Source organism: Thermoactinomyces vulgaris (genome assembly GCF_003688725.1).
Taxonomy (GTDB): Bacteria; Bacillota; Bacilli; order Thermoactinomycetales; family Thermoactinomycetaceae; genus Thermoactinomyces; species Thermoactinomyces vulgaris.
Genome location: NZ_REFP01000007.1, coordinates 246,390 through 269,282 on the forward strand (window position 1 = coordinate 246,390; position 22,893 = coordinate 269,282).

A 22,893-nucleotide genomic window follows, 5' to 3' on the forward strand; every position below is an offset into this window, starting at 1 on the left:
CCTCCGTCTGAACAAGACGGAGGTCTGTTATTTAACGCAGATGGTTTGCAAACTGCTTTTTCGTCGAGATTTCCATTTCTCCATCCTTTTTATCTGCATCTTCTTCCTCTTCATCTCTAAAGTCATCATCCACACGCATTTTTGCACGAATGGTTGCAAGATCCGAGGCAATATTCAGTTGGCTTCGGTTCAGGTTGAAAATGACTTGTTCCATTTTTTCTTTGGGAATTTGCTTTTGCAATTCAGATTCAATGGTTTGGATCAACCGGTTCATGACGGTGTTGAAAAAGGAGCGGATGGTTTGATCACTGTGGGTTCGGTGATCGTACCATTTGGTGAAACCATAAGCCCCCGCCAAATCTTCCATGGTTTTTTGCTTGAAGCTGCGCCCTTTATAAGCAATATATTGGAGCAGTTGGTAAGCTAAGGACAATTCGTCTTTTTTGCTTAATGTGGTGTTAAATAATCGGGTTTTGTGGAACGCGGCTGTTTCAATTAACTCTTCGATGTCAAAGGAACGACTGGAAGTGCAGTGCTTTTGGATTATTTTTTGAATGGACGCAGAGGATTGGATGACGTTGAACAGTTCTTTTGCATCGTTTTGCCAGTGTTTTTTGGAGGTGGAAAGCAATTTGGAGGCAGTTTCGACGAATTGTTCATAAGTTTTTTCCACTGCTTCATTCGGAGAGGTTCTGGCTTTTGGATAGATAGTGCAGGATTGACATTCGGACTGAATGGGGCATTGCGCACAGCGAAAGGGCAAAGGTTTTGAGTTTTTGTGCAGGCCGCCTTCCACTTGATGAACAATCTCATTGACTCCACTTAATAAAGTGTTCATTTTTTTCGTCAGCTTTTTTTCTTTTTTCCAAAGAATTGTTTTGGTTTCGTTTTGATATTTAATTTGGCCGATGATGTGATCTGTGAAAAAATGTGAATGGAAGATTTTCATTTGGGCGGCCAATTCAATGAGATCACTTTTTTTGCTGTACCGGAGATAGCCGGGGATTTTATCATTGGAACGATCCAAGTGGATATAAAATTTGTTTCCTTCATAAGTCACCTCCAGTTTGGTACCAAGGGGAGGTTTTGATGAAAAATCATAGAGAACCAATGAAGGGTTGATTTTTAATTCTTTCAAAAGCAGCCGGTATGGATCCAATTGTTTCTCCAGGATGCGGACCGTCCACTGTTTCCAGTTCTTATGGAGCCACCAGAGCACCCCGATTACTAATCCGGTCAGAAAGATATATAACACATACGATTTGAGGACCAACATAGCCAGGAGTAAGGAACCTAGGAAAATGATTGGCTCATTTGGTCTTTTCTTTTTGGTGTGACGTTTACGCTTTTTCGTCTTTGCTCTTTTCTTGGCGTAAAAGAGGTCCTTTTTTAGCTTTTGATAATGCTCATAACGCTTTTTTCGTTTTTCATATCGCCTTCGTTGAGCAGATATATCAATATTCCATTGATATTCATTATCCGTCTTTCGTTTGAACCAGTATTCCGGACAATACAAATAATCCTTTAATTCTTTGGTATTGATTTTCTCCATGTTCATCACTCTTTCTATGTATTTGTGATCGTTTGAATTACATCACTGGCGGTGCTGATGGCTGCAAGCAAAGTGGAACCCAATTGAAGCTCTGGATGGATGTTTTCAATTTTTTCCCGGAAGCGTGTCAGTTTGCTCTTGGAGACTTCATCGTTTTTCATTTCTTCCAAGAGGTCCTCCGTCGTGGCACTCAGTTTTACCAGTTCTTTGTCAGGGTTGGGCACGTTTACCAATGCTTCGTGCAACTTTTGAAGAGCGATCCATAATTTTTCCATGAGGTCTTCTTGGGATGATTGGGAATAAGAGGCGTGAATGGTTGCCTGATCACTGGCAATATTGACTTGGCTTTTGGAGCTGTTAAAAGTGGCGTTGCCTTGGATTTTCATTGGACTTCCCCCCTTCTTTTTGATTCCCGTAAGCCATAAAACGATTATATTATGAAAATATAATATATACAAAAATTTTCATCAAAATTCGATTGCTATGATTCTTGATCCAAAAGGATTTAACCATTTTTTCTCCGTATTCTTCAAATTCTTGCGGGGAATGACATCGATCCGGTATCTTTTTGGTTTATTAATTTTTATGTGAGGATTTGAAACAGTGACAAATCGGATGTTGTGAAATATTTATGTGGTTGCAAAGTGGCAACAAGCTTATAAACGATGAAATCCGGCTTTTTTCGCTAAAGAGAAGGAATTTAATTTTATCAAATTCATTTTGATTTTGACTGATTTGTAAAGAAAAGAGGTTTTTTTACAAAAAGCGTTGGATAATTTTTAAATGTTTATGTTTTATTATATTAAAACAAAATTTTTGTCGATGTGAGAGGAGGAGAAAGATGCGAAAACACTTTCTGCTTTTACTGACAGTCCTGATGCTTTCCGGAGTTTTTCTGATTCCGGCAGAAGGACAAGCTCAAGAATCTCAGGATGTGGAAGCGTTAAGAAAAGAAGTGGAAAGCCTTCGCTCTGAAGTCGAAAAGCTGAAAACCAAAAATGATGAGTACAACTTTTTAAAAGAGCAGATCAAGGAATTTAAAAATTCAGCAGATAAGGACATGGATGATAACCGTGCATTCGTAGAAAGAGAATGGGATAAGTTTTTAACCTTTTTATATGTTGTTGGGGGATTAGCTGCCTTTTTCCTCGGAGCATCTTTTTTTTCGTTTTGTAAGAAATTGAAAGACAAAGCTGAGCAAGAATATGAGGACTTGAAGAAAAAATCAATGGATAAATTTGAAAAACAAAAAGCAGAAGTGGAAGAAGAATTCAGTAAGAAATGGGATCGATTTGTAAAAGAAAACAAATTGAATAAAAGAGTAGATGACTTAGAGCAGTTGATGGAAAATGAACGGAGATATAAAGAAGCGAAGATACTGGTTCTCGGGTCAGAGGAAGATTTGTATAAGATGCAGGAATATCTAAATCCCGCGCTGATCAAGCGAGGAGTGAGAATACCTGAGTACTTTTCTTTGGACAAAAATGCTAATCAAGTACCTAAAGAAGAGATAAAAGAGAAACTGAAAGATAAAGAGATTGTTGTTTATTACTATGATCCAAAAGTAAAAGAAGAACAGGGTAAAAAAGAAATTTCACCAGATTTAAGGATGAAAGCAATAATGGAATTAATCAAAAATGAGAATTTACAGGTGCCTGTAATTATTTATAGCTATAAAAAAGGGGAAAACGGATGGTTAGAAAAAAGTGATAAGGATTTCATCGATGATTTTGATTTTATTTGGCTTGTGCTTGCAAACTATCCCTCAACTTTATTAGGCCATATCTTTACATATATCCATGCACTCCCTGAAAAAAAGGAGGGCTGAGCACATGAAGCATCCCAGGATCACAGCCAGGTTTCGTGTGATGACTCCATTAAAATTACATGGTGCATATAACAAAGGAAAAAAACCGATAGTCGAGCTTCGCATTCCTTCCATCAAAGGAGCGCTACGGTATTGGTACCGGGCTGCCAATCCGCATTATAAGAAAACAGTGGAACCACTCGGGATCACGCAAGAAGAGTATCTGTTTGGCGGTGCCAATGGAAAAGCCGGACAATCGGCTTTTTTGATGCGGTTTTTAGAAAAACCCAAGGGAAAAGGAAACTCAGATTTTTATAAGGATAAAAGTTTTGAAATTGAATTTTTATTACGACCCAATTTCAAACAGGGTAAAAAGCCGGATCCGGATTGGCGGGGACTGCTGGCCAGCATTTGGCTGCTCGGCCATTTTGGGGGTGTGGGAGCAAAAGTCCGTCGCGGATACGGGATGATTGCTTTGGAAAAATGGGAAGCGAAGAATTGTGAAAAGCTTCAATCCATGATCGATAATGATTTCCCGATTTTACATAACGCCAAATCATTTGAAGATTGGGAAGAGAATTTAACAAGATGCTGGAATAATTTCGTGGTGAACTGTGATCCGAACGATGAACAAAGCCATACCATCCTGGATCATCATTCATCATTATTTGTATCAGTTGTCAATGACAAATGTGCTGATGATGTACGGAAGACTGCAGACAATATTATCAAAAATTTTTGTTCCAAAAATAAAAGAAATGCAGTCATCTTTGGTCTTCCAAAACGTACTCAAGGCGGTACATTGGAGCCGAAAGATAAAGAATATGATCGAACTCCTTCGCCGGTTTGGTTAAGGGTGTTTCAAGTCAAGCAGCGATACCACTCAGCCTTTTTGTTTTTAACCACTCAATTTCCGAAAGAATTGCATTTGAGAAAAAAGAGAAATAGACAAACATATTTTGAGGATTATCCACCCGTAGACTTTGCCGGAGCCATTCAATCATTTAAAGATCAATTAAAAGAGGAACATTACCGGAGGGTATGCGGCTATGAATGATCAACGATTGCTTCATTTTTCCATCGGTCCGGTACAGGATTTTGTGGCGCAGGCCAGACGGACGCGGGATTTGCTGGCCGGCTCTTTTTTGTTGTCTTATTTGTCAGGATGTGCCATGGCTTATATTACGGAAAACAAGGGAGAAATCGTGTTTCCCAGAGTGTATGAGGATCCGCTGGTAAAGGCGATTCGACAATCCGGCTTGAAGGAGATGCGTGTGGACGGACCGTGGATCGGGTCATTGCCCAACCGCTTTACCGCCTCCATCCCGGAAGATTTCCGTCCGGAAGCATGTGAAAAGGCGGTGCTTGAAGCATGGGAAAGGATCGCGGATGCTGTTTGGAAGCGGTTTGTGGCGAGACCGGCATCTGCGGGTAAAAACACCAGGGAGATTTGGGAACGCCAAGTGAAAAACTGGTGGGAAATCACATGGGTGGTGGCTGATAGCCCCAGTCAGTTAAATTACCGGAAGTATTGGCGCAGTTATCTTCCCACAGATGAACCGGGAGACAAATGCATGCTCATTTCCCGGTTGCAGGAGTTGTCCGGGTATGTGCGGGCCAAAGAGAGGAAAAAACAAAGTGTTTTTTGGAGGTGCTTTAAGGACCATCTGGGACAAACCCATGCCTTGGAAATTAAGGAAGAAACTGAACGGTTGAGTGCGATTGGCACCATCAAGCGCCTTTTCCCACGTGTCACCCAAGAGGCGATCGGTTGGAAATGGACGGATCATGCTGTTTCTTTTCCGTCGGTATATCATTTGTCTGCTCATTCCGGGATGAAACAGGCACTTCATGAGTGTCCCGACCTTGCCGTTGATTTTGCGAAAAAAGCGAGGGAATACGGAATTTTGAAAAGTCCTGCCGCCAAAAATCACTTTCCCAATTTACGGGCTGAAGCGGAAAAAGCGGGGGCGGAAGCATTTTTGACGCTGGATGCCAAGGCTTTTTATCCCAACGAGTTGGACAAGCTGATCGAAAACGATAAACAGGCCCGAGAAGATCTGAAGAAGCATTTGGATGCATTGAACAAACAGTTGGGAAAACCGTTTGCGAATTATTATGCACTCCTTGTCATGGACGGGGACAAGTTGGGAGACTTGTTGCAAGCTTTAAAGGACACCCGTGAAGAATGGAAGGTCAGTCAGGCTTTGTCCGTTTTTTCACTGGGGGATGAAAAGGAGCCGGGCTTGGCCGATTACATTCGTGACCGGTATGACGGCGTGACGATTTATGCCGGCGGGGACGATTTGATGGCGATGTTTCCGCTGGATCAGGCAATCCCGGCCGCTGTCGATCTTTCCAAGCGGTATAAAAAGGCGTTTGAAAAAGTATTTTCCAAGGATCATATTGCAGCGAAAACGGCAACGGGTTCGGCCGCGATCCTTTTTGCCCATTACAAGGTTCCGTTGAAAGAAGTGGTGAAGGAAGGGCACCGCTTGCTGGATGATGTGGCCAAAAGCGGGACCGGCCGCGACAGCTTGGCCGTCGGGGTTTGGACAAGCTCGGGGATTGCCACACAGTGGTCGGCACCTTGGGAGCATTTTGTGTTGGATTGGGAAACGAACCGGACCGTGTTTGATGACATTCGGGAAAGCCTGCAAAAGAAAGACGATCCGCTTTTGTCCAACAGCTTTTTATATAAATTGTCCATGTATGAGTCATTGTTGGAAAATCAGGTGGAAGCGGTTCTCGACCGGAAACAGGTCAAACGGTTATTGATTTCAGACTATGTCCGGATTTTGGGAGATTCCGGAAAATGGACCGATGAGAAGAAAGAAAAGATCGAAGAGCAAATGGATCGGTTGCTCCAAGTCTGCTTTGTCGTGAAGCGATCGATGGAGGGGGACACCGTCCGACTCAAAGAGACGAACGAATTCAAAGCAGATGGAGCGATCTTGGCGAAGTTTTTGGCACAGAAAGGATTCGAAAAAGATGCATAACCAATGAAAGTGGATATGGCGTTTTCGTGCATTGGACACTTTGTTTTTCCGGGATGGAACCCCGTTTAATATGGAGGAGACGGGGGTGGCGCCGCAAGGAGTGTTTCCACCTTCAATCTTCACTTTGCAAGGTGCCATCCGGGCGGCAATGGCCTATTTTATCAAACAGTGGGTTCCCGGAAGAAAGTGGCCCAAAGAGCTGGGAGGCGAATACATCGATACCCACGGGCTTTCCTTGGAGGAAAAGCGGAAAGTCTGGGCACAGCCGGATTCACTGGGAAATTTAAGATTGTCCGGACCATATTTGCAAATGCATGGAAAACGATACGACCCGGTACCGCTGGTGTTGTACGGCACCAGAGAGCGGTTGACCCGGCTTTCCCCGACAGAAAAAAGTGGTGAAAGCGACTTTTTGCAAGAGAAATTCTTTTTGTCTCCGGACCGTCATCTGCCGGATGGTAAATGGATCGAGGACTGGTGGGTCGATTGTGAAGGGATGGAGGCCATTCTGGAGGGAGGCGTTCCCGAACCGGATTCGTTTCTCTGTCCAAAAGATTATTGGAAACCGGAGCGGCGTGTCGGGATCAAGCGGGGCCCCAACCGGACGGCTGAGGATCATCATCTGTATGCCGTCACACACACTCGTCCGGACCGGGATCTGGAAGTCGTGGTGGAAGTCTTCGGAATGGATGAAAAATGGCAAGTGCCGGAGAAGTTCATGATTCCGTTGGGCGGGGAAGGCCGTTTTGCGGAAGTGACGGTGGAAGAAAAAGATGCGGAAGATGATTCCGGTTTTCCTGGCATCCCTGAAGATAAACAATTTCACCAAGATGGAAATGGTTATTTTACGGTGACTTTGCTGACGCCCGGCCGGTATCCGGATATGAAAGAAGCGGTGAACCAAGGACCGCCGGAAATCAGGGAACATCTTTCATCCGCTGTTTGCCTTTCCGCCGGCATCGGCAAAGCGGTGCAAATCGGCGGTTGGAATGTGGCCAGAACATGGCCGCGGACGCTGATGACTTTTCTTCCGTCCGGAAGCACCTGGTTTTATCAGGCGGATCCGGAGGAGTTGGTCAAATTTAAGCATTTACATGGAGTGACAACGGGAGAATACCAGGAATACGGGATGGGACAAATGGTGATCGGAACCTGGAAGAAGAGAGGAGAAGCGAAATGAAAGGATACATCTTGGGAATGTTGGCTGAAACACCGGTTCATCCAGGAGCCGGACAAGTATACAGTGTCATCGATTTGCCGGTCGCCCGGGAGAAAACCACCGGCAGTCCGACCATTCCGGGCTCCGGTTTGAAAGGGGCTTTGAGAGAAAAATGGTTGGAGGAAAAAGGGGAAAAAGGTTTGGAAGATTTATTTGGTAAACAAGATCATGCGGGCGCCTTTGGGGTGGCGGATGCACGTCTGTTGTTGCTTCCCGTCCGTTCCTTGACCGGGCATTACCGTTGGGTGACAAGCCCTTATTTACTGAAACGGTTTTACCGGGATATGAAAATGGCCGGGGTGTTGGATAAACAGAATTCTTTTCCGCTCGAAATTCCGGAAATTAATAACGGGGAAATGATTGCTGCTGGTGTATATGAAAAAGATAAACCAATCTTCCTGGAAGAGTTAACATTTAAGGTTCGGGAAGAAACGGACCTGATAGACCGCTTGGTTCCGTATTTAAAGAAATTGATCCGTCATCCTTTTTTACATAAAGAGTTGAAAAACAGGCTTTCGATCATCAATGACGATGAGTTTGCTTACTTTGCCCGCTACGGGTTGCCGGTAAATTTCCGGAATGAATTGGAGTCCGGAACGAAAAAAAGCAATAACTTGTGGCAGGAAGAAGTGATTCCGCCGGATACGCTTTTTTATACGATGTTTGTGGCCCGGTTTGGTAACGAGGAAAAATTGAAGGAGTTTACTGATTATCTGAAAGATAGCCATTACCTCCAAGTCGGGGGAAATGAAACGATCGGCCAAGGTTGGATAGTGACCCGAGTGTTGGGAGGCGGACAGAATGAGTGACAGAACTTTGGAGCAACAGCGCGCTGCTTATTCATTGAGCGTGGTAAGCGAGGTAAAACAAAGAGACAAAACGGGAAAACAGGGGGATGAGTACGCCGGTTATGTGGTGAATTTGGCGGGAGCCATTCTGATCAACGGATTGGGGCAGGCTTTGGCCCAGTTGCGTTCGGCAGCCAAAGATAAGGCGGATGATCCCCATGAATGGTTGTATCAGCATATTAACAAGTGGATTTGTAAAAAGCATCCGCATTCCGAGTTTGAAGAGGATAAAGATCTGCTTTTGCAATTAAGCCGGAAATCCCGGGCAGATTATCAGTGGGCGTTGATGGAGACGTTGGCGTTTTTGGAGTGGCATCGCAAGATCGCTGTGGCCGAACTGAAAAAGTCAGAGCCCGGGGAGGAGAAAGATGAGAAGCAATAAACAAGAAAACCAATTTTTTATACCTTTATATCATTTGGGTTCGTCGAAGCCTGATATCCGTGCATTAATGAAGGAAAAAGGAAATGCAGGATTATGGTATGAAAAATTTTGTGATCAATGGAACTGTAGACTTAGTAAAAATCGAAAATTCATCAGAAAATTGGCTTTGGAAGGAACCGGGAAACAACAGTGGAATAATAAAATTGCTAAAATCGGTAAAGTTGGGGACGCGGAAGAGATTGAAAGGGCGAAATACCGTTTGCAGCAATTGGTAAATAAAAAAAAGGGGAAGCTGATCCGGATGAAAACCGTTTCCCGATTTGTTCCGGGTATGGGACGACCGAATCCAGTTGAAAACGGGTTGAACTGGCATCCGACACTGGGGGTTCCCTATTTGCCGGGTTCTTCGGTCAAAGGAGTTGTCCGGACTTGGGCGGAGTTTTATGAGGAGAATGATAAAAATCAAGAAGATATTCAACACATCTTTGGCAGTGACCGGACTGGTTCGGAACAAAACGATAAGAACCGCCAAGCAGGAAGTGTCCTCTTTTTTGATGCCATTCCGGCAACTCCAATCCGGTTGGTGGAAGATGTGATGACCCCACACTTTTCAACATACTACACGGATCCGGGAAATATTTCTCCGAGAGAACGGGAGAACCCCATTCCCATTCCTTTTTTGGCCGTGGACGAAAATCAGCCATTTCTCTTTGCGGTTGCTCCCTGTGAGGAAAAAAACATAAAAGATGTGGACAAAGTGGTTCATTGGTTGAAAGAAGCGATGAGTTGGACCGGGGCCGGGGCCAAGACGGCTGTGGGTTACGGTCGTTTTGAAGAAATCTGATAAAAAATTGCCGGTTGAAGTGTTTCAACCGGCAATTTCTTTTTGAACAGATGTTAAAAAAGGCTCCGGCAGTCGTCCGGCACTTGAAAAGGGTTTTCTTTATTGATGCGATCATAAAACATGATTCCGTTCAGGTGATCGATCTCATGTTGAATGACAATGGAAGCATAACCTTTCAATTTCAAGGTGACTTCTTTGCCCTCTAAATTAAACGCTTTGACCTTGACCCATTCGTAACGGGGGACAAAGCCCTTTACTTCCCGGTCGACGGAGAGGCAGCCTTCCCCTTGCGGCAAATACACCATCATAATGGAATGGCTGATGATCTTTGGATTGACGAGGGCATATTCGTGTTCCGTCCCTTCCTCATCCGCGAAGTAAGCCGTAAACATGCGTTTGTTCAAGCCGATTTGATTGGCGGACAAGCCGACACCTGCCCGCAGTTGATACTTTTTGGACAACACGGGGTCTTGGCTGTTTTTCAAGAAGTTCATCATACAGATTAACGTTTCTTGATCCTGTTTGGACAAAGGTACGTTCACTTCCCGGGTCCGTTTGCGCAAAATCGGATGGCCTTCCCTTACAATGTCTTTCATGGTAATGGTATAACCTGTGTGAAATTTACTCATAGATAAATAACTCATCCACCTTTACCTTTAAAACTTTGGATAATTTGAATGCCAATTCCAGCGTGGGGTCGTATTTATCGTTTTCGATGCAATTGATTGTTTGTCTCGCCACTCCGCAAGCCTTGGCAAGTTGCTCTTGAGTGAGCCCCAGCTTTTTGCGGATTTCTTTGATTTTGTTTTTCAACCGTATCACCCGTGTCAAAAGAATTGGACATTTACAGTTTAACAATTCATCACAGGATGTCAATTACTTTGGACATTTTCGGTTTTATATTTCTGGCAAATCATATGATCAGAGATCATAAAGCTAATCCTTATTCGTATCTGCATGATATAATTTGAGTGGTCTATTTTTTGCTCAAGGGCAGGTGGCATCATGACGATTTATTTTTACCGGGTAAATGAACCATATGGCTGTTTTTCCAATTTTTCTCCGCACGGCTTCAGGTTGGATGGGAAATGGTGGCCGACAAGTGAGCATTATTTTCAGGCGCAAAAATTTGCCGGGACGCCATATGAAGAAAAAGTCCGGTTGGCAAAAAGTCCGATGGAAGCGGCCAATACCGGCAGGGATCGACGGTTGCCTTTGCGGGATGATTGGGAAGACGTGAAAGATGACATCATGCGGAAAGCCGTTCTCAAAAAGTTTCAAACCCACAAGGAGATCCGGGAAATCTTGTTGTCCACCGGAGATGAACTTATTGTTGAAAAGACACCGGTGGATCGTTATTGGGGATGCGGCCCCGACGGAAAAGGAAAAAACCGGTTGGGGGAAATTTTGATGGAAGTCCGGGAAATCTTGCGCGGGGAAAAGGAAAGCGGAAACGAATCTTAAACAAGCAGGCCCGGGAACGAAAAATTTGTATAATGGAAAGAAGCCGGAAGAGAGGAGGAACAACAGTGGCTCAATGGGGATATTTTTTGAATTTTATCTATTATCTCGGCGTTTCCATTCCGCTTGTACTTTTGGGTTATTTGTTGTTTTTGTGGTCAACGCCTTACCGTGAAATCGAGTTGATCCGTGCCGGAGCGGATACAGAGGATGACACCAAAGTGCGGGCGGCCAAAGCGGCGGCCCATGATTTGGGCGGAAAAGTGTTGGGGTTGGTCATTGTGGTGGCTTCTGCCATTTTTAATTCCGTGAACCTGGTGGATTTGATCATCTGGGGAGTGGTGGGGATTTTGTTTCATTTGGCGATTTTTTTCCTGTTCCACTGGCTTGCGCCGTTTAGTGTGTTGAAGGAAATCCCCAAAGGTAATGTGTCCGTGGCGATTTTCTCTTCCAGACTCCATATTGCAGCCGGAATTTTGATGGCGGCATTGATCAGTTATTAAATCGGATAAACTGAAAGATCCATAGCAGAGCCGTTTTGTCGCAAAGATGAAATGGCTCTTTTTTTGGGCGGATGGCGGGAGTTCAAAAAGACACGGAAACCGGCAAACAGGCATAGGAATATCATCAAAGATAGGGATTGTATCCAAAGGTATATTCTGTTAATATCAAATAAAAACAAACTATTTTGATGAGAATTATTGGCGTTCGCCCGGGAGGCATGGATATGACGGAAGCATTATTTAATGATTTGTTTGATGAATGGGCCGACCATTATGATGAAACCGTTTTCGGGGGCCATGAGGAATATAAAGAGGTGTTTGAAGGATATGCCGGCATTTTGAAAACGGTGGTGGATGCTCTTCAACTTCCGGAACAAAGTCTGGTGTTGGAGTTTGGCGTGGGTACCGGAAATTTGTCCCGTTTGCTTTTAAAAACCGGTTACCGGGTGATCGGGATCGAGCCATCGGAAGCGATGAGGAAAAAGGCAAAAGAAAAAGTGCCGGATTTAGAGCTGTATGAAGGACACTTCCTGGATGTTCCGGCGGAGATCCCACCTGTTGACGCGATTGTAAGCACTTATGCCTTTCACCATTTGCCGGATGAAATGAAAGACCGGGCACTCCGCGAGTTGGCCGGCCGTTTGAATCCGGGAGGGAAAATCGTGTTTGCCGATACTGTTTTCCGGGATGAAGAGACAAAGCGAAATATGCAACAAGAAGCGGAAGAACGCGGTTTCCACGAGCTGGCAACGGATTTGAAACGGGAGTTTTATCCAGTGGTGAGCCGTTTGGAAAACGCTTTCCAACAGGCGGGGTTGACCGTGGCCTTCAAACAGCTGAACCGTTTTGTATGGCTGATGACGGCGCAAAAAGCCTGAAGAGAAAACCGGTTTTTCAGACGGTTGCAAGCGATCGGGAGAGAAATCCTGATCGCTTTTTTGTGTTCTGGTCTTACGGACAATCTGATGATATGCTTAAAGTTGGACGGGATCCGTTGGTTGCGCGGATTCAGCCGTCGATGTGGTGAAGCAAACGGCAAGAGTTTACGTTTGAAACGGATGACTCAGGTGACGGGTGGTGAAAGATGAATGCGTCAGACCAAACGCATGAGTTTGGAGCAAGCCATGGCAGACTTGGTGAAAGATGGCGAATCGGTTGTGATGGGCGCCTGTCTGGAGGCGATGATTCCGTTTGCGGCTGCTTATGAGTTGATTCGTCAGAAAAAAGAAAATTTAACGTTAATTGCGCCCATCTCCGATATTTTGTTTGATGTGATGATTGGTGCCGGCGCGGTGGACCGCCTGATTGCCGCGTGGTCCGGCAATGTGAGTGCGGGCCTTGGCTACAATTACCGCCGGGCGATGGAAAAAGGGGTTCCCCGCCCCCTCAAAGTGGAGGATCACAGCAATTTTACCATCGGTTTGGCCCTGTTGGCAGGAGCGATGGGAGTTCCGTTTTTGCCGACCCGGTCGTTGTTGGGATCGGATCTTCTCAAAACCAATCCGAAGCTTCAGGTCGGCACTTCTCCGCTCGGGGAGGAAAAACTGGTGTATGTTCCCGCCCTGACGCCGGATGTTGCCATTTTGGGCGTGCAGCGCGCGGATGAATTTGGAAATGCGCACCTCTGGGGAAATTTTGGCGTGGCGCAAGAAGCCGCCATGGCGAGCAAAAAAGTGATTTTGCTGGCGGAAGAAATCGTGCCGGGCGACGTGATCACCAGCGACCCCAACCGATTGCTGGTTCCCGGATTCAAAGTGTCGGCCGTGGTGCATTGTCCGGGATTTTGCCATCCCTCCCCCATGCCGGGATATTATCAACGGGATCATTCCTTCTTTCACGATTACCATCAAGAGAGCAAGGATGAAGAAGGTTTTCGGAAGTGGTTGAACCAATGGGTTTTGTCAGTTTCTTCCCATGAGGAATACCTCCGGTTGCTCGGAAGCTGTTGGGAGAGGTTGAAGATAAAGAAAAAAGCGTTGGCGGCAGAAGTGAACTATGCTTACGAATAATGCCGGAGAGGGAGTGGGAGAAATGGATTATACCACCGAAGAACTGATGGTGATTGCCGCAGCGAGGGAAATTCGGGACAAAGATGTTGTTTTTGTCGGGATGAGGCTCCCGATGCTGGCTTTTGCCGTGGCCAAAAAACTGCATGCTCCCGACGCCATCGGATTTTTCGAATGCGGGATCGTCCGGGACGAGCCTTCCGATGAACTGTTATACACGATGGGGGATCCTCCCAATGTGACAGGAGCCCAGTGGTGCACCTCCACCAATCACTTGATGTTTCTCATGCAACAAGGATGTGTCGATGTCGGGTTTATCGGCGGGGCGCAAATTGACCGTTACGGAAATATCAATACCTCCTATCTTGGAGGAAACACAACTCCCAAGGTGAAACTGCCCGGAAGCGGGGGAGCGGCGGATATCGCCTCGCTTTCCAACCGGTTGTTGGCCATCATGAACCATGAAAAACGGAGACTCACCGACCGCGTGGACTACATCACTTCCCCCGGGTTCGGCAATGGGAGCGGATGGCGGGAATCCGTGGGATTGCCCCGGGGAGGATTATCCACTTTAATCACCAATTTGGGGGTTTTAAAGCCGGATCCTGAAACCAAAGAATTGATGCTTGCAACCATTCATCCCGGCGTCACTTTTGAACAAGTGCAAGAAAACACCGACTGGCCGTTAAAGCGGTTTGACTCGCTTACCGAAACCCTGCCTCCTTCCGGAGAAGAACTGAAAACCCTCCGCTCGATCGATCCGGAAGGTTTTTGGACAGGACGCCGGGGTATTCGGACAGGTGGTTGATAAACAGTTTGTGGATTAAAGCACCTGCTTGTTGCAGGTGCTTTTGTATGGGGGATAATGAAATAATCTTGTGATAAGGACAGAAATTTCATAAAATTAATAATCATCCATTTCTTCGGTTGAAAGGAAAAGGAGGAATGGGGTTACGGGTTTTCGTAACCAAAGGACAATGGCGAAGAGACTGATTCAATATCTTTTAATTAGTTTGATGGCATTGTCAGGGATTGGTTTTTGGCATCAAGGTGTGGTGCTGGCAGACGGCATTCAAGTTCCCACTGTCAATGACGAGTTTGACCAATTTGAACAGAAAGAACCGATTCAACAGGAACAGCCTGTTTTGTCCCCTCCGGTCGATGAACAGAAAGGAATTGTGGATCAGATTACCGAACCATTGTCAGAGATCGTGGACTGGTTGGGGGACAAAATTTCCGGATCATGGGAATGGCTCAAAGCGAAAGCCGCTGCCTTTTGGGATTGGTTAACTGAGATTTGTTCCAAAATGGCGGAAGTTGTTGTGGATGCGCTGTCAACAGTTTGGGAATGGGTGAAAAAATATAAAGAATATATTGCTTGTGCTGTTGTTTTGGTCATTGGCATTGTCTTATGTTTTTTTCCGCTCACGTCCGGATTGGGAGCTTCCATTCTGTGGGGAATGGGGATTTCCTTTCTGGTTAGTGCCGGTCTGAATGGCGGAATTAATAAGGACACTTTCATGGAGGCGGCCATCGGTGGAGTGCTTGGGGTTTTGGGATTTGGCATTGCCGGAGGTCTTGCCAAAGGACTGGCATCCGGCATTGGTCAAAAGTTGATCATGGGTTTGAAAAATACCCCGGGCTTGGGTGCTGTTCTCCGGGGAGGACAACAACTGCTTCCTAAGTTGCCTGGTCCGTTTCAAAAAATGTTTTCCAGAACCGGGCTCATCGGAGCCGTCGAGGGTGCCGGAACCAGTGTGGCAGATGATATCCTTCATAACCGGAATATCAATGTGCTTAATGCCATTATGGCCGGCGTTTTTGGAGCTGGTGCCGTTGCAGTGGTTCATTTTGCCACTCCGGCGGTCAATAAAGCTTTCACTTCACTGGAGCCGATTCTGGGCAAAACCCCGATTGTCAAAAACATCATCATGAAAGTGGACGGGTGTGTGGGAAACCGTACATCGGCAGGTTATCTTGCCGCTATTGAAATCCCCGGTTCATGTTTAAAAGTATTGGATTCCAAAACCATTCCGGATGAGATGCGGAGTCCTCATGTCAATCTCACTGGAAAAATACAGTACGGAGAATCCGATTTAAGTCAAATTGTCCAAGCTTACCGGAAAAAGAACAATCTAAGCTCAGGAAGAAACGTAGCCGTCTTTGAATATATCCAAAATGGCGAATACAAAATCATCATAAAAGAAAGTGGTTATGGACATTCTGAGAGAAAAATCGCCAGAGAATTGGAACAAGAAGGAATACATCCTGAGCAGGTAACCCGAATCTATTCGGAACTGGAGCCTTGCGTGATCCCGGGTGGAATGTGCCAACCGTTTATCGATAAAAATTTTCCAAATGCCAAAGTTACTTATAGTTTTGAATACGGAAACACCAGAGAGTCAAGGAGGAAAGGAGTCAATGAACTTAAAAAATCAGTCAAAGAAATAATGAAATAACAGACTGGGACATCCAGATGTTCAAAAGTGTTGGAATGCATAAACAGGGAGGCTGGATCCATGGCTGAGTTGACTAAAGAATTAAAAGCGTTTTGGAAAGACCAACTGGTTCCGTTTCATCATGAACAGCTGCCCCAATCCGGTTTGTCCGATTCAACTCTGACGTTCTTATCATCGGTCGGGTTGCCGCTGGATTCTGAGAAGGTGAAAGGAAGCCCTTTTTATCTTCATTTTTATGATCAGCCCAAAATGAAAAGGGATCATGAGGGTGAGGACTATTTGATGATCGCTGAGAATGAAGGAAATGAAATCGGGATCCATTGCCAGACGGATTGTTTGTATTATTTGGATTCCTTCTTTGCCAAAGGAAAAAGGTGGATGAACGCGGACCTTTCCACATTTCTGATGTTTCTCAAAATTTATCTGCGTCACCAGCCGCAACTGATCGATTCGATGGAGACGGGGGATGAAGAAAGAATTCGGGGGATCGTCGGGGAGATCAAACGACAATTTCATCAATTCGATCCAAAAGCTTTGGGAGAGGAAGAAACCTATTGGGCGGTGATTCTTGAGCAAGTGGAAGATGGTTTGATTTGCTGATATGCATATCATCGGAAAGCCGGGAGCTGAGAAATTCAGCTCTCGATTTTTTATTGAGCGTGAAAATCGGAGAGGGGATGATTTGCGGACTTATCTGATTTAAAATATAAATATAAATTTTTTGTTTTTAAAGGTGGCGGCCGGTTGGATGACACAGGGAGGGCAGCAGAAAGTGAAGTGGTATAAAAAAGTAAACACCGATGCAAAAGCGGCTTATTTATTGGCTTTGTCCGAAAAGATCGTGTACAAAATATCCGGCCGTGAATGGTTTCAAGAAGCAAGGGAAGCGATGGACAGGTGTTGGGAGTTGGAAAGTGATGAAATGATTGATCAGTTTACGGACAAAGTGAATAAAATTAACGGATACCAAGAGCAATGGGCGGAACGTTTGTAACAATATCTTTTGCAAAATTATCCGTCCGGAAGTAACAACAAGATCCGGCAGGAAACATGCGGAGCAGGGAAGAGCTGGAGGCGGAAAACGGGACTTTCGGGATGTACCGGACTTTCTTTCTTGCGGTGGGTCCGATGTGAATCTTTTATTTTTGTCTCATCAAAAAACAAGGGGGCGAACCAAAATGAACACCCGTTTGCCTTTGCAACGGGAAACGATGGGATCTCAACAACCGGCTTATTATCGGTGGTTGATTTTGACGATTGCAACTTGGTCTCAAGCTTCTGCAACGTTGGTCACTTACGGAGTCGGGCCGCTGGCCGCGATTTGGCAGGAACAATGGGGATGGACCACTTTCCAGGCGGGGTTGTTGGTTTCTGCCGTCCAAATCGGCCCTTTATTGTCGATGCTCTTTATTGGTCATGCATTGGATCAATACGGGGAACGCTGGCTGATCAGTTTGGGTTCGGTTTTGTTGGGGCTTTCGTTTTTCTTTGTATCGTTTACGGAGAATTACTTCTTGTTGTTGGGATTGCTCGGGATTGTCGGGATTTGGTATGGAACGGCCCAACCCGGGGGAAGCAAGGTGATTTTGCGCTGGTTCTCAGAAAGGGAAAGAGGCTTGGCCATGGGCATCCGGCAGGCTGGCATTCCCATCGGAGGGGCCATCGGCGGAATGTTGCTTCCGTTCTTGTCTTTTCATTTCGGATGGAAAACGGCGGTATATACCCAGGCGTCCCTTGCCATCTTCGGTGGCTTGTTGTTCTTGGTTTTATACCGTGATCCGCCTCTTCCGCGCCAAAGCCAAAACAACCGCAATGCACAATTCAAAGAAAAGATCAAAGAGATTGCCGAAAATAAAAAAATGTTTCCGGTTTTATGCACCGGGATCATCATGGTTTCCCTTCAAATGGTTTTGGTGGGCCATTTGATGATCTTCTTCAGCAATGAGACCAATGTGGAACTGGTTCACGCGGGACAGCTGTTATCCACGGCTTTGCTGAGCGGAATGGCAGGGAGGATTGTGCTGGCTTACATCAGTGACAAGTGGTGGGGCGGAAACAGGAAATATCCGCTTCATCTTTCCATCTGGGCATCCGTGTTGGGCGTCTCTGTTTTGATTTTCCTTCCCGCGTCTCTGCCTGTGTGGGTTCTCTTTCTCTTGTCGGCATGGCTGGGCTTTTTTGGCATCGGATGGTTCAGTTCCTTTCTTTTGGCAGTGGCCGAGAACGCCCCGCCTCAGGCAGACGGATTGATGGTCAGCTATGCGCTCACACTCAACCAAGTGGCCATCATCCTGGCTCCGGCCGTTTTCGGGTTTATCGTGGATATGCAATCTTATTCCGTGGCTTGGTTGCTTATGGATTTGTTGCTGATCGGTAATGGATTGTTACTTTTAAAGAAAAGGACATTTGAAGGATAATTTGGTGCATGCCACTCAGATCAGAGTGGCTTTTTTATGACCATAAGTGGAGAGGGATTGTTTGAAACAATATCTGTTTTACAACCATCCGGCGGGAAGCAGGAAGAATCAAAAGGGAAGACACTGAGTGAAGTTGATGAATTGATTTTTGATATATTGATTCCTGCCCGCAGGTTTTTGCATAAATCAGAAATGAAAAGATAAACAGGTGATACCCATGAAATGGATTTCAAACGTTCATGATGACGCCGGGCCGGCTTATTTATTGGCTTTAACAGAAAAACTGATCAACCGGTTGAAAGGAACAAAGGGTTATCCGCAGTTGAAAAAGACGATTGGCATGTGTTGGGAATGGGTGGAGGAGAAAAAACACAGTGCGGATGATATTTATTTCGAGTTTGACAATGAAAATGACACGGGGGTGTCGATCTATCTTGAGCTGACCGATGATCCGCAAGAAGAGCAGATTTGGGTGTGTGCAATGTACGCCATTTGTTATACCATATGGCGGGCATATGATCACGCAAATGAAAAATACATTCCCCAACCCATTGAAATGGTTGATCATGACACGATTGAAGAATTTATGAAGCAGATCAGACAAATCGACGGATACCAAGCAGAATGGGCAGAGCGCTTGCAACAATATCTGCTTCACAACCATCCGGCGGAAAGTAACAAGAAAATCAAGAGAAATGAACTATTGAAGCACATCGATTAAAACGAAACCGGGACAGTCTTTCCAAACAACGGGAAGGCTGTTTTGATTTGCGCAGATCCCGGTTGGCTGATGGCTTCAAAGCATATCTTTCTTGTTCAGGCATATATATTTACTTGCGACGTGGAGGGAAAAAGGAGGAGGTTTTGTGCAATTTTATTACGGGGAGAAAATGCCGCTTCGCATTCTGGATGAAGCCGAGTTTTGGAAGCAGCAGGAGGCGGAACACACTGTTGTGATCAAAGAACTGGTCAAAAATTTGGAATCCCGGTATGTGGAGGCATTGAATGAGTGGGAAAAAGCTTTGACGGATACCCATCAGCTGGTGGTTCGCTGGATTGAGACGAAGGTCCGGTTGCCCTGCAAAAAAAATCCGGAGTTGGAGTGCCGTGTGAATCATTTGATCCGGTTTTGCCTCCATCAAAGTGAGCAGTTTATCAAATTGTGCAGGATGATTCGCGACCAAAGCGCTGCTTTTCAAGGGAACAGGACGGCGCAAGTGGTGATGAATCATATTATTCGTGAATCCGAATATTTTATCGGGATCGCGCAAACAATCCTCTATCGATGTTGAATGGCTGAAGACTCCTGTCCCGGTGGGGGAACAGGAGTTTTTTGTCGGGGGAAATCAAGTCAAAATTGCATGAGCAAAAATGACTGAACCAATGTAAAAAGGACTTACGACATGAACCGGGTGGATCCGCATGGTTCCCAAACTCCTTGTCAACAGGCGGTTTCATGCCGGCAGATTCTCCATTTATATTTGGCATAAAATTTGCAATTTAAAAAATAACGAGACATGGGACAAGGAGGGGGTTTTCTTGCGCTTTGCCGGAAAAGTGGCGGTTGTCACCGGTGCAGGAAGCGGGATAGGCGAAGCGATTGCCAAACGGTTGGCACAGGAAGAAGCATACGTGGTTCTGGTCGGCCGGACATTGAGCAAGTTGGAAAGGGTGGCCGGCGAAATCGGGGAGTCGCATGCAACCACGTACTCGGCCGATGTGACAAGTGAACAGGAAGTCAAACGGCTTTCGGATTTTATTGAAGAAAAGTTCGGCCAGATCGACATTCTCGTCAATAACGCCGGCAGTTCAAAACTGAATTTGCTGGAAAATATTTCGGTTGAGGAATGGGAAGGAGTGCAGGCAGCCAACCTGCGCAGTGTGTTTCTGGTCACCAAAGAATTGTCCAAACGGATGAAGGGCGGACAAAACCGGGCCATTGTCAATATTGCCTCTATTTCGGGAATGAAACCGGGGACGCTGTTTGCCCATTACTCCGCGGCCAAAGCCGGAGTGATCAATCTGACCCGTGCGTTTGCTTATGAGCTTTCCGCTTACGGCATCCGTGTCAACTCCGTCAGCCCCGGATTTATTAAAACCCCGTTGATTGAAGACAGTTTGAATAACCCCGGTTTTGCCAAAACGATTGAGCGCCACACCGTTTTGAAACGGGTGGGGAAACCGGAGGAAGTGGCGGGGACCGTCGCCTTTTTGGTTTCCGACGATGCTTCGTACATCACCGGGGCGGACATTGTAGTCGACGGCGGCTGGCTGATTAAATAAACGGTTGATTTGAAGGAGGCGGAACATGATCGATTTTGAGCTGACCCCGGAGCAGAAGGAAATCCGACGGCTGGCACATGATTTTGCTGAAAAAGAAATCCGCCCTCATGCGGCTTACCATGATGAGACCGAGGAGTTTCCCTGGGAGATCGTCAAAAAGGCGCACAAACTGGGGTTGACGACCTTTTCATATCCTGAGGAATATGGCGGCGGAGGCATCGAAGATCCGGTGGCCAGCCTGCTGGTTTCCGAAGAACTGGCTTGGGGATGTGCCGGCATTGCAGTGGCGATCAACGGGTCGCATCTGCCCGCAGCCGCCATCATGGCCATGGGAACCACCGAACAGAAGAAAAAATGGATCCCGATGCTGTGTGATCCCGATCGTTGTTTGATCGGCGCCATGGGGCTGACGGAACCCGGGGCCGGTTCGGATGTGTCTTCCATTCAAACCACGGCCCGGCGGGAAGGAGATGTGTATGTATTAAACGGGACCAAACAGTTTATCACCAACGGGGGCATCGCGGACATCCACGTGGTGTTTGCCACTTTGGACCGGAGCAAAGGCTGGAAGGGCATTGCGGCATTTCTCATTGATGACAAAAACACGCCGGGTTTTTCCATGGGGCGCAAAGAAAAGAAGATGGGGGTCCGGGCGTCCCATACCGCACAGATCATCCTGGAAGATGTGCGGGTTCCGGTTGAAAACCGGCTGGGCGGGGAACCGGGGGATCCGGAATATGTCCCGGGGTATGTCGGGGCATTAAAAATGTTGGAGCACACCCGGCCGGGAGTGGCTGCCTCCGCCATTGGCATTGCCCGGGCGGCCTATGAATATGCCCTGCAGTACGCCAAGGAGCGAATCCAATTTAAAAAAACGATTATTGAACATCAAGCCGTTGCCTTCAAACTGGCTGACATGGCCACCCGGATTGATGCCGCCCGGCTTTTGACCTGGAGGGCCGGTTGGATGCGGCACCGGAAGATTCCTTTTCACCGGGGCGAAGGCAGTATGGCGAAGTTGTTTGCCGGGGATGTCGCCGTAGAAACCACGATGGATGCCATTCAAATCCTCGGCGGCTATGGATATATCAAGGAGTATCCGGTGGAAAAATGGACCCGGGACGCCAAGATCTATCAAATTTGGGAAGGAACGGCCGAGATCCAAAGGCTCGTGATCTCCCGGGCCATTGCCAAACACGGGAAATGACGGTAAGGGAGGAAACGACAAGTGGATGTGAATGCATTCCGGAAATGGGTGGGCAAAGAATCCGTTCCGGTCAAAAATGAAGTGGAAAAAGGCGCCATCCGCAAATTTGCCGAAGCGATCGGGGATCCCAATCCGCTGTATCATGATGAGGCGTATGCCCAAACCACCCGCCACGGCCGGATCATCGCACCGCCGACGTTTTTCCGGACATTTGACTATGGCACGATTCCGGGGTTTTCCCTCAAGACGGACGGTCTCATTCACGGGGAACAACAGTTTGAATACTTCCGTCCCGTTTATGCAGGGGATGTGATTTACTGCTCGACGAAATTGGCAGATGTTTATGAAAAGAAAGGGAAATTGGGGAAGATGATCTTTTTGCTGTATGAGCAAAAAGGCGTGGATGAAGCGGGAGAAACGGTCTTTATTGCCCGGTCCAACGTGATTTACCGGGGACAGGAGGGATGAAGTTGCGGACATTTCAACCGGGGGATCCGATCGGCCCGTTCAAAAAACCGCCGGTCACCCGTACCCAGTTGGTGATGTATGCGGGAGCGTCGGGAGATTTCAACCCCATTCATTATGATGACGATTATGCCCGAAAATCCGGATTGGGCGGAGTGATTGCCCACGGCATGCTGACCATGGCCTTTGTCGGGCAAATGCTGACCGACCTGATCGGGACGGACGGGGATTTGAGAACATTCGGGGTCCGGTTTACGGGAATGGTTCGTCCGGGCGATGAGATCACCTGTGAAGGACGGGTGAAAGAAACGAGATGGGAAGAAGGAAAACAAGTGGTTTGTTGTGACATTTGGGCATCGACGCAAAATGGGGACCGGGTTGTCACCGGCAAGGCGGAATTTTCCGTCCCGGCAGCGTGATTTTTTCAATAAGGAGTGGATG

At 46.5% G+C, this 22,893-nt stretch carries 26 protein-coding genes; 22 read left to right on the forward strand and 4 right to left on the reverse strand.

Annotated elements, in window-relative coordinates; all coding sequences use genetic code 11:
- Positions 1–31: 31 nt before the first annotated feature.
- Together ATH33_RS01575 and ATH33_RS01580 are read right to left on the reverse strand one after the other, a co-directional pair.
- Positions 32–1,219, reverse strand: a complete 1,188-nt coding sequence (locus tag ATH33_RS01575) for a hypothetical protein (protein ID WP_147437058.1) — start codon at positions 1,217–1,219, stop codon at positions 32–34.
- 347 nt (positions 1,220–1,566) lie between these two features.
- A complete protein-coding gene (locus ATH33_RS01580; RefSeq protein WP_037993692.1) occupies positions 1,567–1,938 on the reverse strand; it encodes a hypothetical protein in 372 nt (123 codons plus the stop codon).
- Positions 1,939–2,393: 455 nt separating this feature from the next.
- Here ATH33_RS01580 and ATH33_RS01585 point away from each other — a divergent pair, with 455 nt between their 5' ends.
- From ATH33_RS01585 to cmr6, 7 genes are all read left to right on the forward strand, one after another.
- The gene (locus tag ATH33_RS01585; protein WP_121873976.1) at positions 2,394–3,380 is read left to right on the forward strand and encodes a coiled-coil domain-containing protein; all 987 of its coding nucleotides are present in this window, start codon (positions 2,394–2,396) and stop codon (positions 3,378–3,380) included.
- Positions 3,381–3,420: 40 nt separating this feature from the next.
- Entirely contained in the window at positions 3,421–4,416 is a 996-nt protein-coding gene (locus tag ATH33_RS01590) for an RAMP superfamily CRISPR-associated protein (protein WP_211330146.1), read from the forward strand.
- Positions 4,409–6,358, forward strand: coding sequence for a type III-B CRISPR-associated protein Cas10/Cmr2 (cas10, locus tag ATH33_RS01595; protein ID WP_121873978.1), 1,950 nt, complete (start codon positions 4,409–4,411; stop codon positions 6,356–6,358). Before ATH33_RS01590 ends, cas10 begins: the two co-directional genes overlap by 8 nt.
- Positions 6,359–6,389: 31 nt before the next feature.
- Positions 6,390–7,538, forward strand: a complete 1,149-nt coding sequence (locus ATH33_RS01600; RefSeq protein ID WP_170151213.1) for a type III-B CRISPR module-associated Cmr3 family protein — start codon at positions 6,390–6,392, stop codon at positions 7,536–7,538.
- The gene (cmr4, locus tag ATH33_RS01605; RefSeq protein WP_121873980.1) at positions 7,535–8,386 is read left to right on the forward strand and encodes a type III-B CRISPR module RAMP protein Cmr4; all 852 of its coding nucleotides are present in this window, start codon (positions 7,535–7,537) and stop codon (positions 8,384–8,386) included. The genes ATH33_RS01600 and cmr4 overlap by 4 nt, the downstream gene beginning before the upstream one ends.
- Entirely contained in the window at positions 8,379–8,807 is a 429-nt protein-coding gene (gene cmr5, locus ATH33_RS01610; protein ID WP_121873981.1) for a type III-B CRISPR module-associated protein Cmr5, read from the forward strand. Before cmr4 ends, cmr5 begins: the two co-directional genes overlap by 8 nt.
- 259 nt (positions 8,808–9,066) lie before the next feature.
- Complete coding sequence (cmr6, locus tag ATH33_RS01615; RefSeq protein WP_170151214.1) at positions 9,067–9,651, forward strand: type III-B CRISPR module RAMP protein Cmr6; 585 nt, start codon at positions 9,067–9,069, stop codon at positions 9,649–9,651.
- 53 nt (positions 9,652–9,704) lie between these two features.
- On the opposite strand, the gene def is transcribed toward cmr6, so the two are convergent.
- Both def and ATH33_RS01625 read right to left on the reverse strand, forming a co-directional pair.
- On the reverse strand, positions 9,705–10,280 hold the full coding sequence (gene def / locus ATH33_RS01620) for a peptide deformylase (protein ID WP_049719846.1): 576 nt from the start codon (positions 10,278–10,280) through the stop codon (positions 9,705–9,707).
- Positions 10,273–10,464, reverse strand: a complete 192-nt coding sequence (locus tag ATH33_RS01625; protein WP_037993685.1) for a helix-turn-helix transcriptional regulator — start codon at positions 10,462–10,464, stop codon at positions 10,273–10,275. The genes def and ATH33_RS01625 overlap by 8 nt, the downstream gene beginning before the upstream one ends.
- Positions 10,465–10,656: 192 nt before the next feature.
- Here ATH33_RS01625 and ybiA point away from each other — a divergent pair, with 192 nt between their 5' ends.
- From ybiA to ATH33_RS01700, 15 genes are all read left to right on the forward strand, one after another.
- Positions 10,657–11,115: a riboflavin biosynthesis intermediates N-glycosidase gene (gene ybiA, locus ATH33_RS01630; protein ID WP_062842921.1), complete on the forward strand. Its 459-nt coding sequence runs from the start codon at positions 10,657–10,659 to the stop codon at positions 11,113–11,115.
- Between the two features lie 65 nt (positions 11,116–11,180).
- The gene (locus ATH33_RS01635; RefSeq protein WP_062842922.1) at positions 11,181–11,615 is read left to right on the forward strand and encodes a DUF350 domain-containing protein; all 435 of its coding nucleotides are present in this window, start codon (positions 11,181–11,183) and stop codon (positions 11,613–11,615) included.
- A 224-nt stretch (positions 11,616–11,839) separates the two neighbouring features.
- A complete protein-coding gene (locus tag ATH33_RS01640) occupies positions 11,840–12,493 on the forward strand; it encodes a class I SAM-dependent methyltransferase (RefSeq protein WP_121873984.1) in 654 nt (217 codons plus the stop codon).
- A 210-nt stretch (positions 12,494–12,703) separates the two neighbouring features.
- Positions 12,704–13,624 carry a CoA transferase subunit A gene (locus tag ATH33_RS01645; protein ID WP_037993678.1) on the forward strand — a complete coding sequence of 307 codons (921 nt, stop codon included), beginning with the start codon at positions 12,704–12,706 and terminating at the stop codon, positions 13,622–13,624.
- Between the two features lie 22 nt (positions 13,625–13,646).
- Positions 13,647–14,429: a CoA-transferase subunit beta gene (locus ATH33_RS01650; protein ID WP_052186636.1), complete on the forward strand. Its 783-nt coding sequence runs from the start codon at positions 13,647–13,649 to the stop codon at positions 14,427–14,429.
- Between the two features lie 169 nt (positions 14,430–14,598).
- On the forward strand, positions 14,599–16,080 hold the full coding sequence (locus ATH33_RS01655; protein WP_121873985.1) for a nucleic acid/nucleotide deaminase domain-containing protein: 1,482 nt from the start codon (positions 14,599–14,601) through the stop codon (positions 16,078–16,080).
- A 60-nt stretch (positions 16,081–16,140) separates the two neighbouring features.
- The gene (locus tag ATH33_RS01660) at positions 16,141–16,680 is read left to right on the forward strand and encodes an SUKH-4 family immunity protein (protein ID WP_037993671.1); all 540 of its coding nucleotides are present in this window, start codon (positions 16,141–16,143) and stop codon (positions 16,678–16,680) included.
- A gap of 172 nt (positions 16,681–16,852) precedes the next feature.
- Positions 16,853–17,074, forward strand: a complete 222-nt coding sequence (locus tag ATH33_RS01665) for an Imm6 family immunity protein (RefSeq protein WP_138615063.1) — start codon at positions 16,853–16,855, stop codon at positions 17,072–17,074.
- A 184-nt stretch (positions 17,075–17,258) separates the two neighbouring features.
- Complete coding sequence (locus ATH33_RS01670; protein ID WP_242062447.1) at positions 17,259–18,497, forward strand: MFS transporter; 1,239 nt, start codon at positions 17,259–17,261, stop codon at positions 18,495–18,497.
- Positions 18,498–18,714: 217 nt separating this feature from the next.
- Positions 18,715–19,218 carry an Imm6 family immunity protein gene (locus ATH33_RS01675; protein ID WP_062842923.1) on the forward strand — a complete coding sequence of 168 codons (504 nt, stop codon included), beginning with the start codon at positions 18,715–18,717 and terminating at the stop codon, positions 19,216–19,218.
- Between the two features lie 145 nt (positions 19,219–19,363).
- The gene (locus tag ATH33_RS01680; RefSeq protein WP_037993666.1) at positions 19,364–19,789 is read left to right on the forward strand and encodes a DUF2935 domain-containing protein; all 426 of its coding nucleotides are present in this window, start codon (positions 19,364–19,366) and stop codon (positions 19,787–19,789) included.
- Between the two features lie 247 nt (positions 19,790–20,036).
- On the forward strand, positions 20,037–20,780 hold the full coding sequence (locus ATH33_RS01685) for an SDR family NAD(P)-dependent oxidoreductase (RefSeq protein ID WP_037993804.1): 744 nt from the start codon (positions 20,037–20,039) through the stop codon (positions 20,778–20,780).
- Between the two features lie 28 nt (positions 20,781–20,808).
- Positions 20,809–21,987, forward strand: a complete 1,179-nt coding sequence (locus tag ATH33_RS01690) for an acyl-CoA dehydrogenase family protein (RefSeq protein ID WP_121874121.1) — start codon at positions 20,809–20,811, stop codon at positions 21,985–21,987.
- A gap of 21 nt (positions 21,988–22,008) precedes the next feature.
- Positions 22,009–22,455, forward strand: coding sequence for a MaoC family dehydratase N-terminal domain-containing protein (locus ATH33_RS01695; RefSeq protein ID WP_037993665.1), 447 nt, complete (start codon positions 22,009–22,011; stop codon positions 22,453–22,455).
- The gene (locus ATH33_RS01700; protein ID WP_037993663.1) at positions 22,452–22,871 is read left to right on the forward strand and encodes a MaoC family dehydratase; all 420 of its coding nucleotides are present in this window, start codon (positions 22,452–22,454) and stop codon (positions 22,869–22,871) included. Before ATH33_RS01695 ends, ATH33_RS01700 begins: the two co-directional genes overlap by 4 nt.
- The last annotated feature ends 22 nt before the right edge of the window (positions 22,872–22,893 follow it).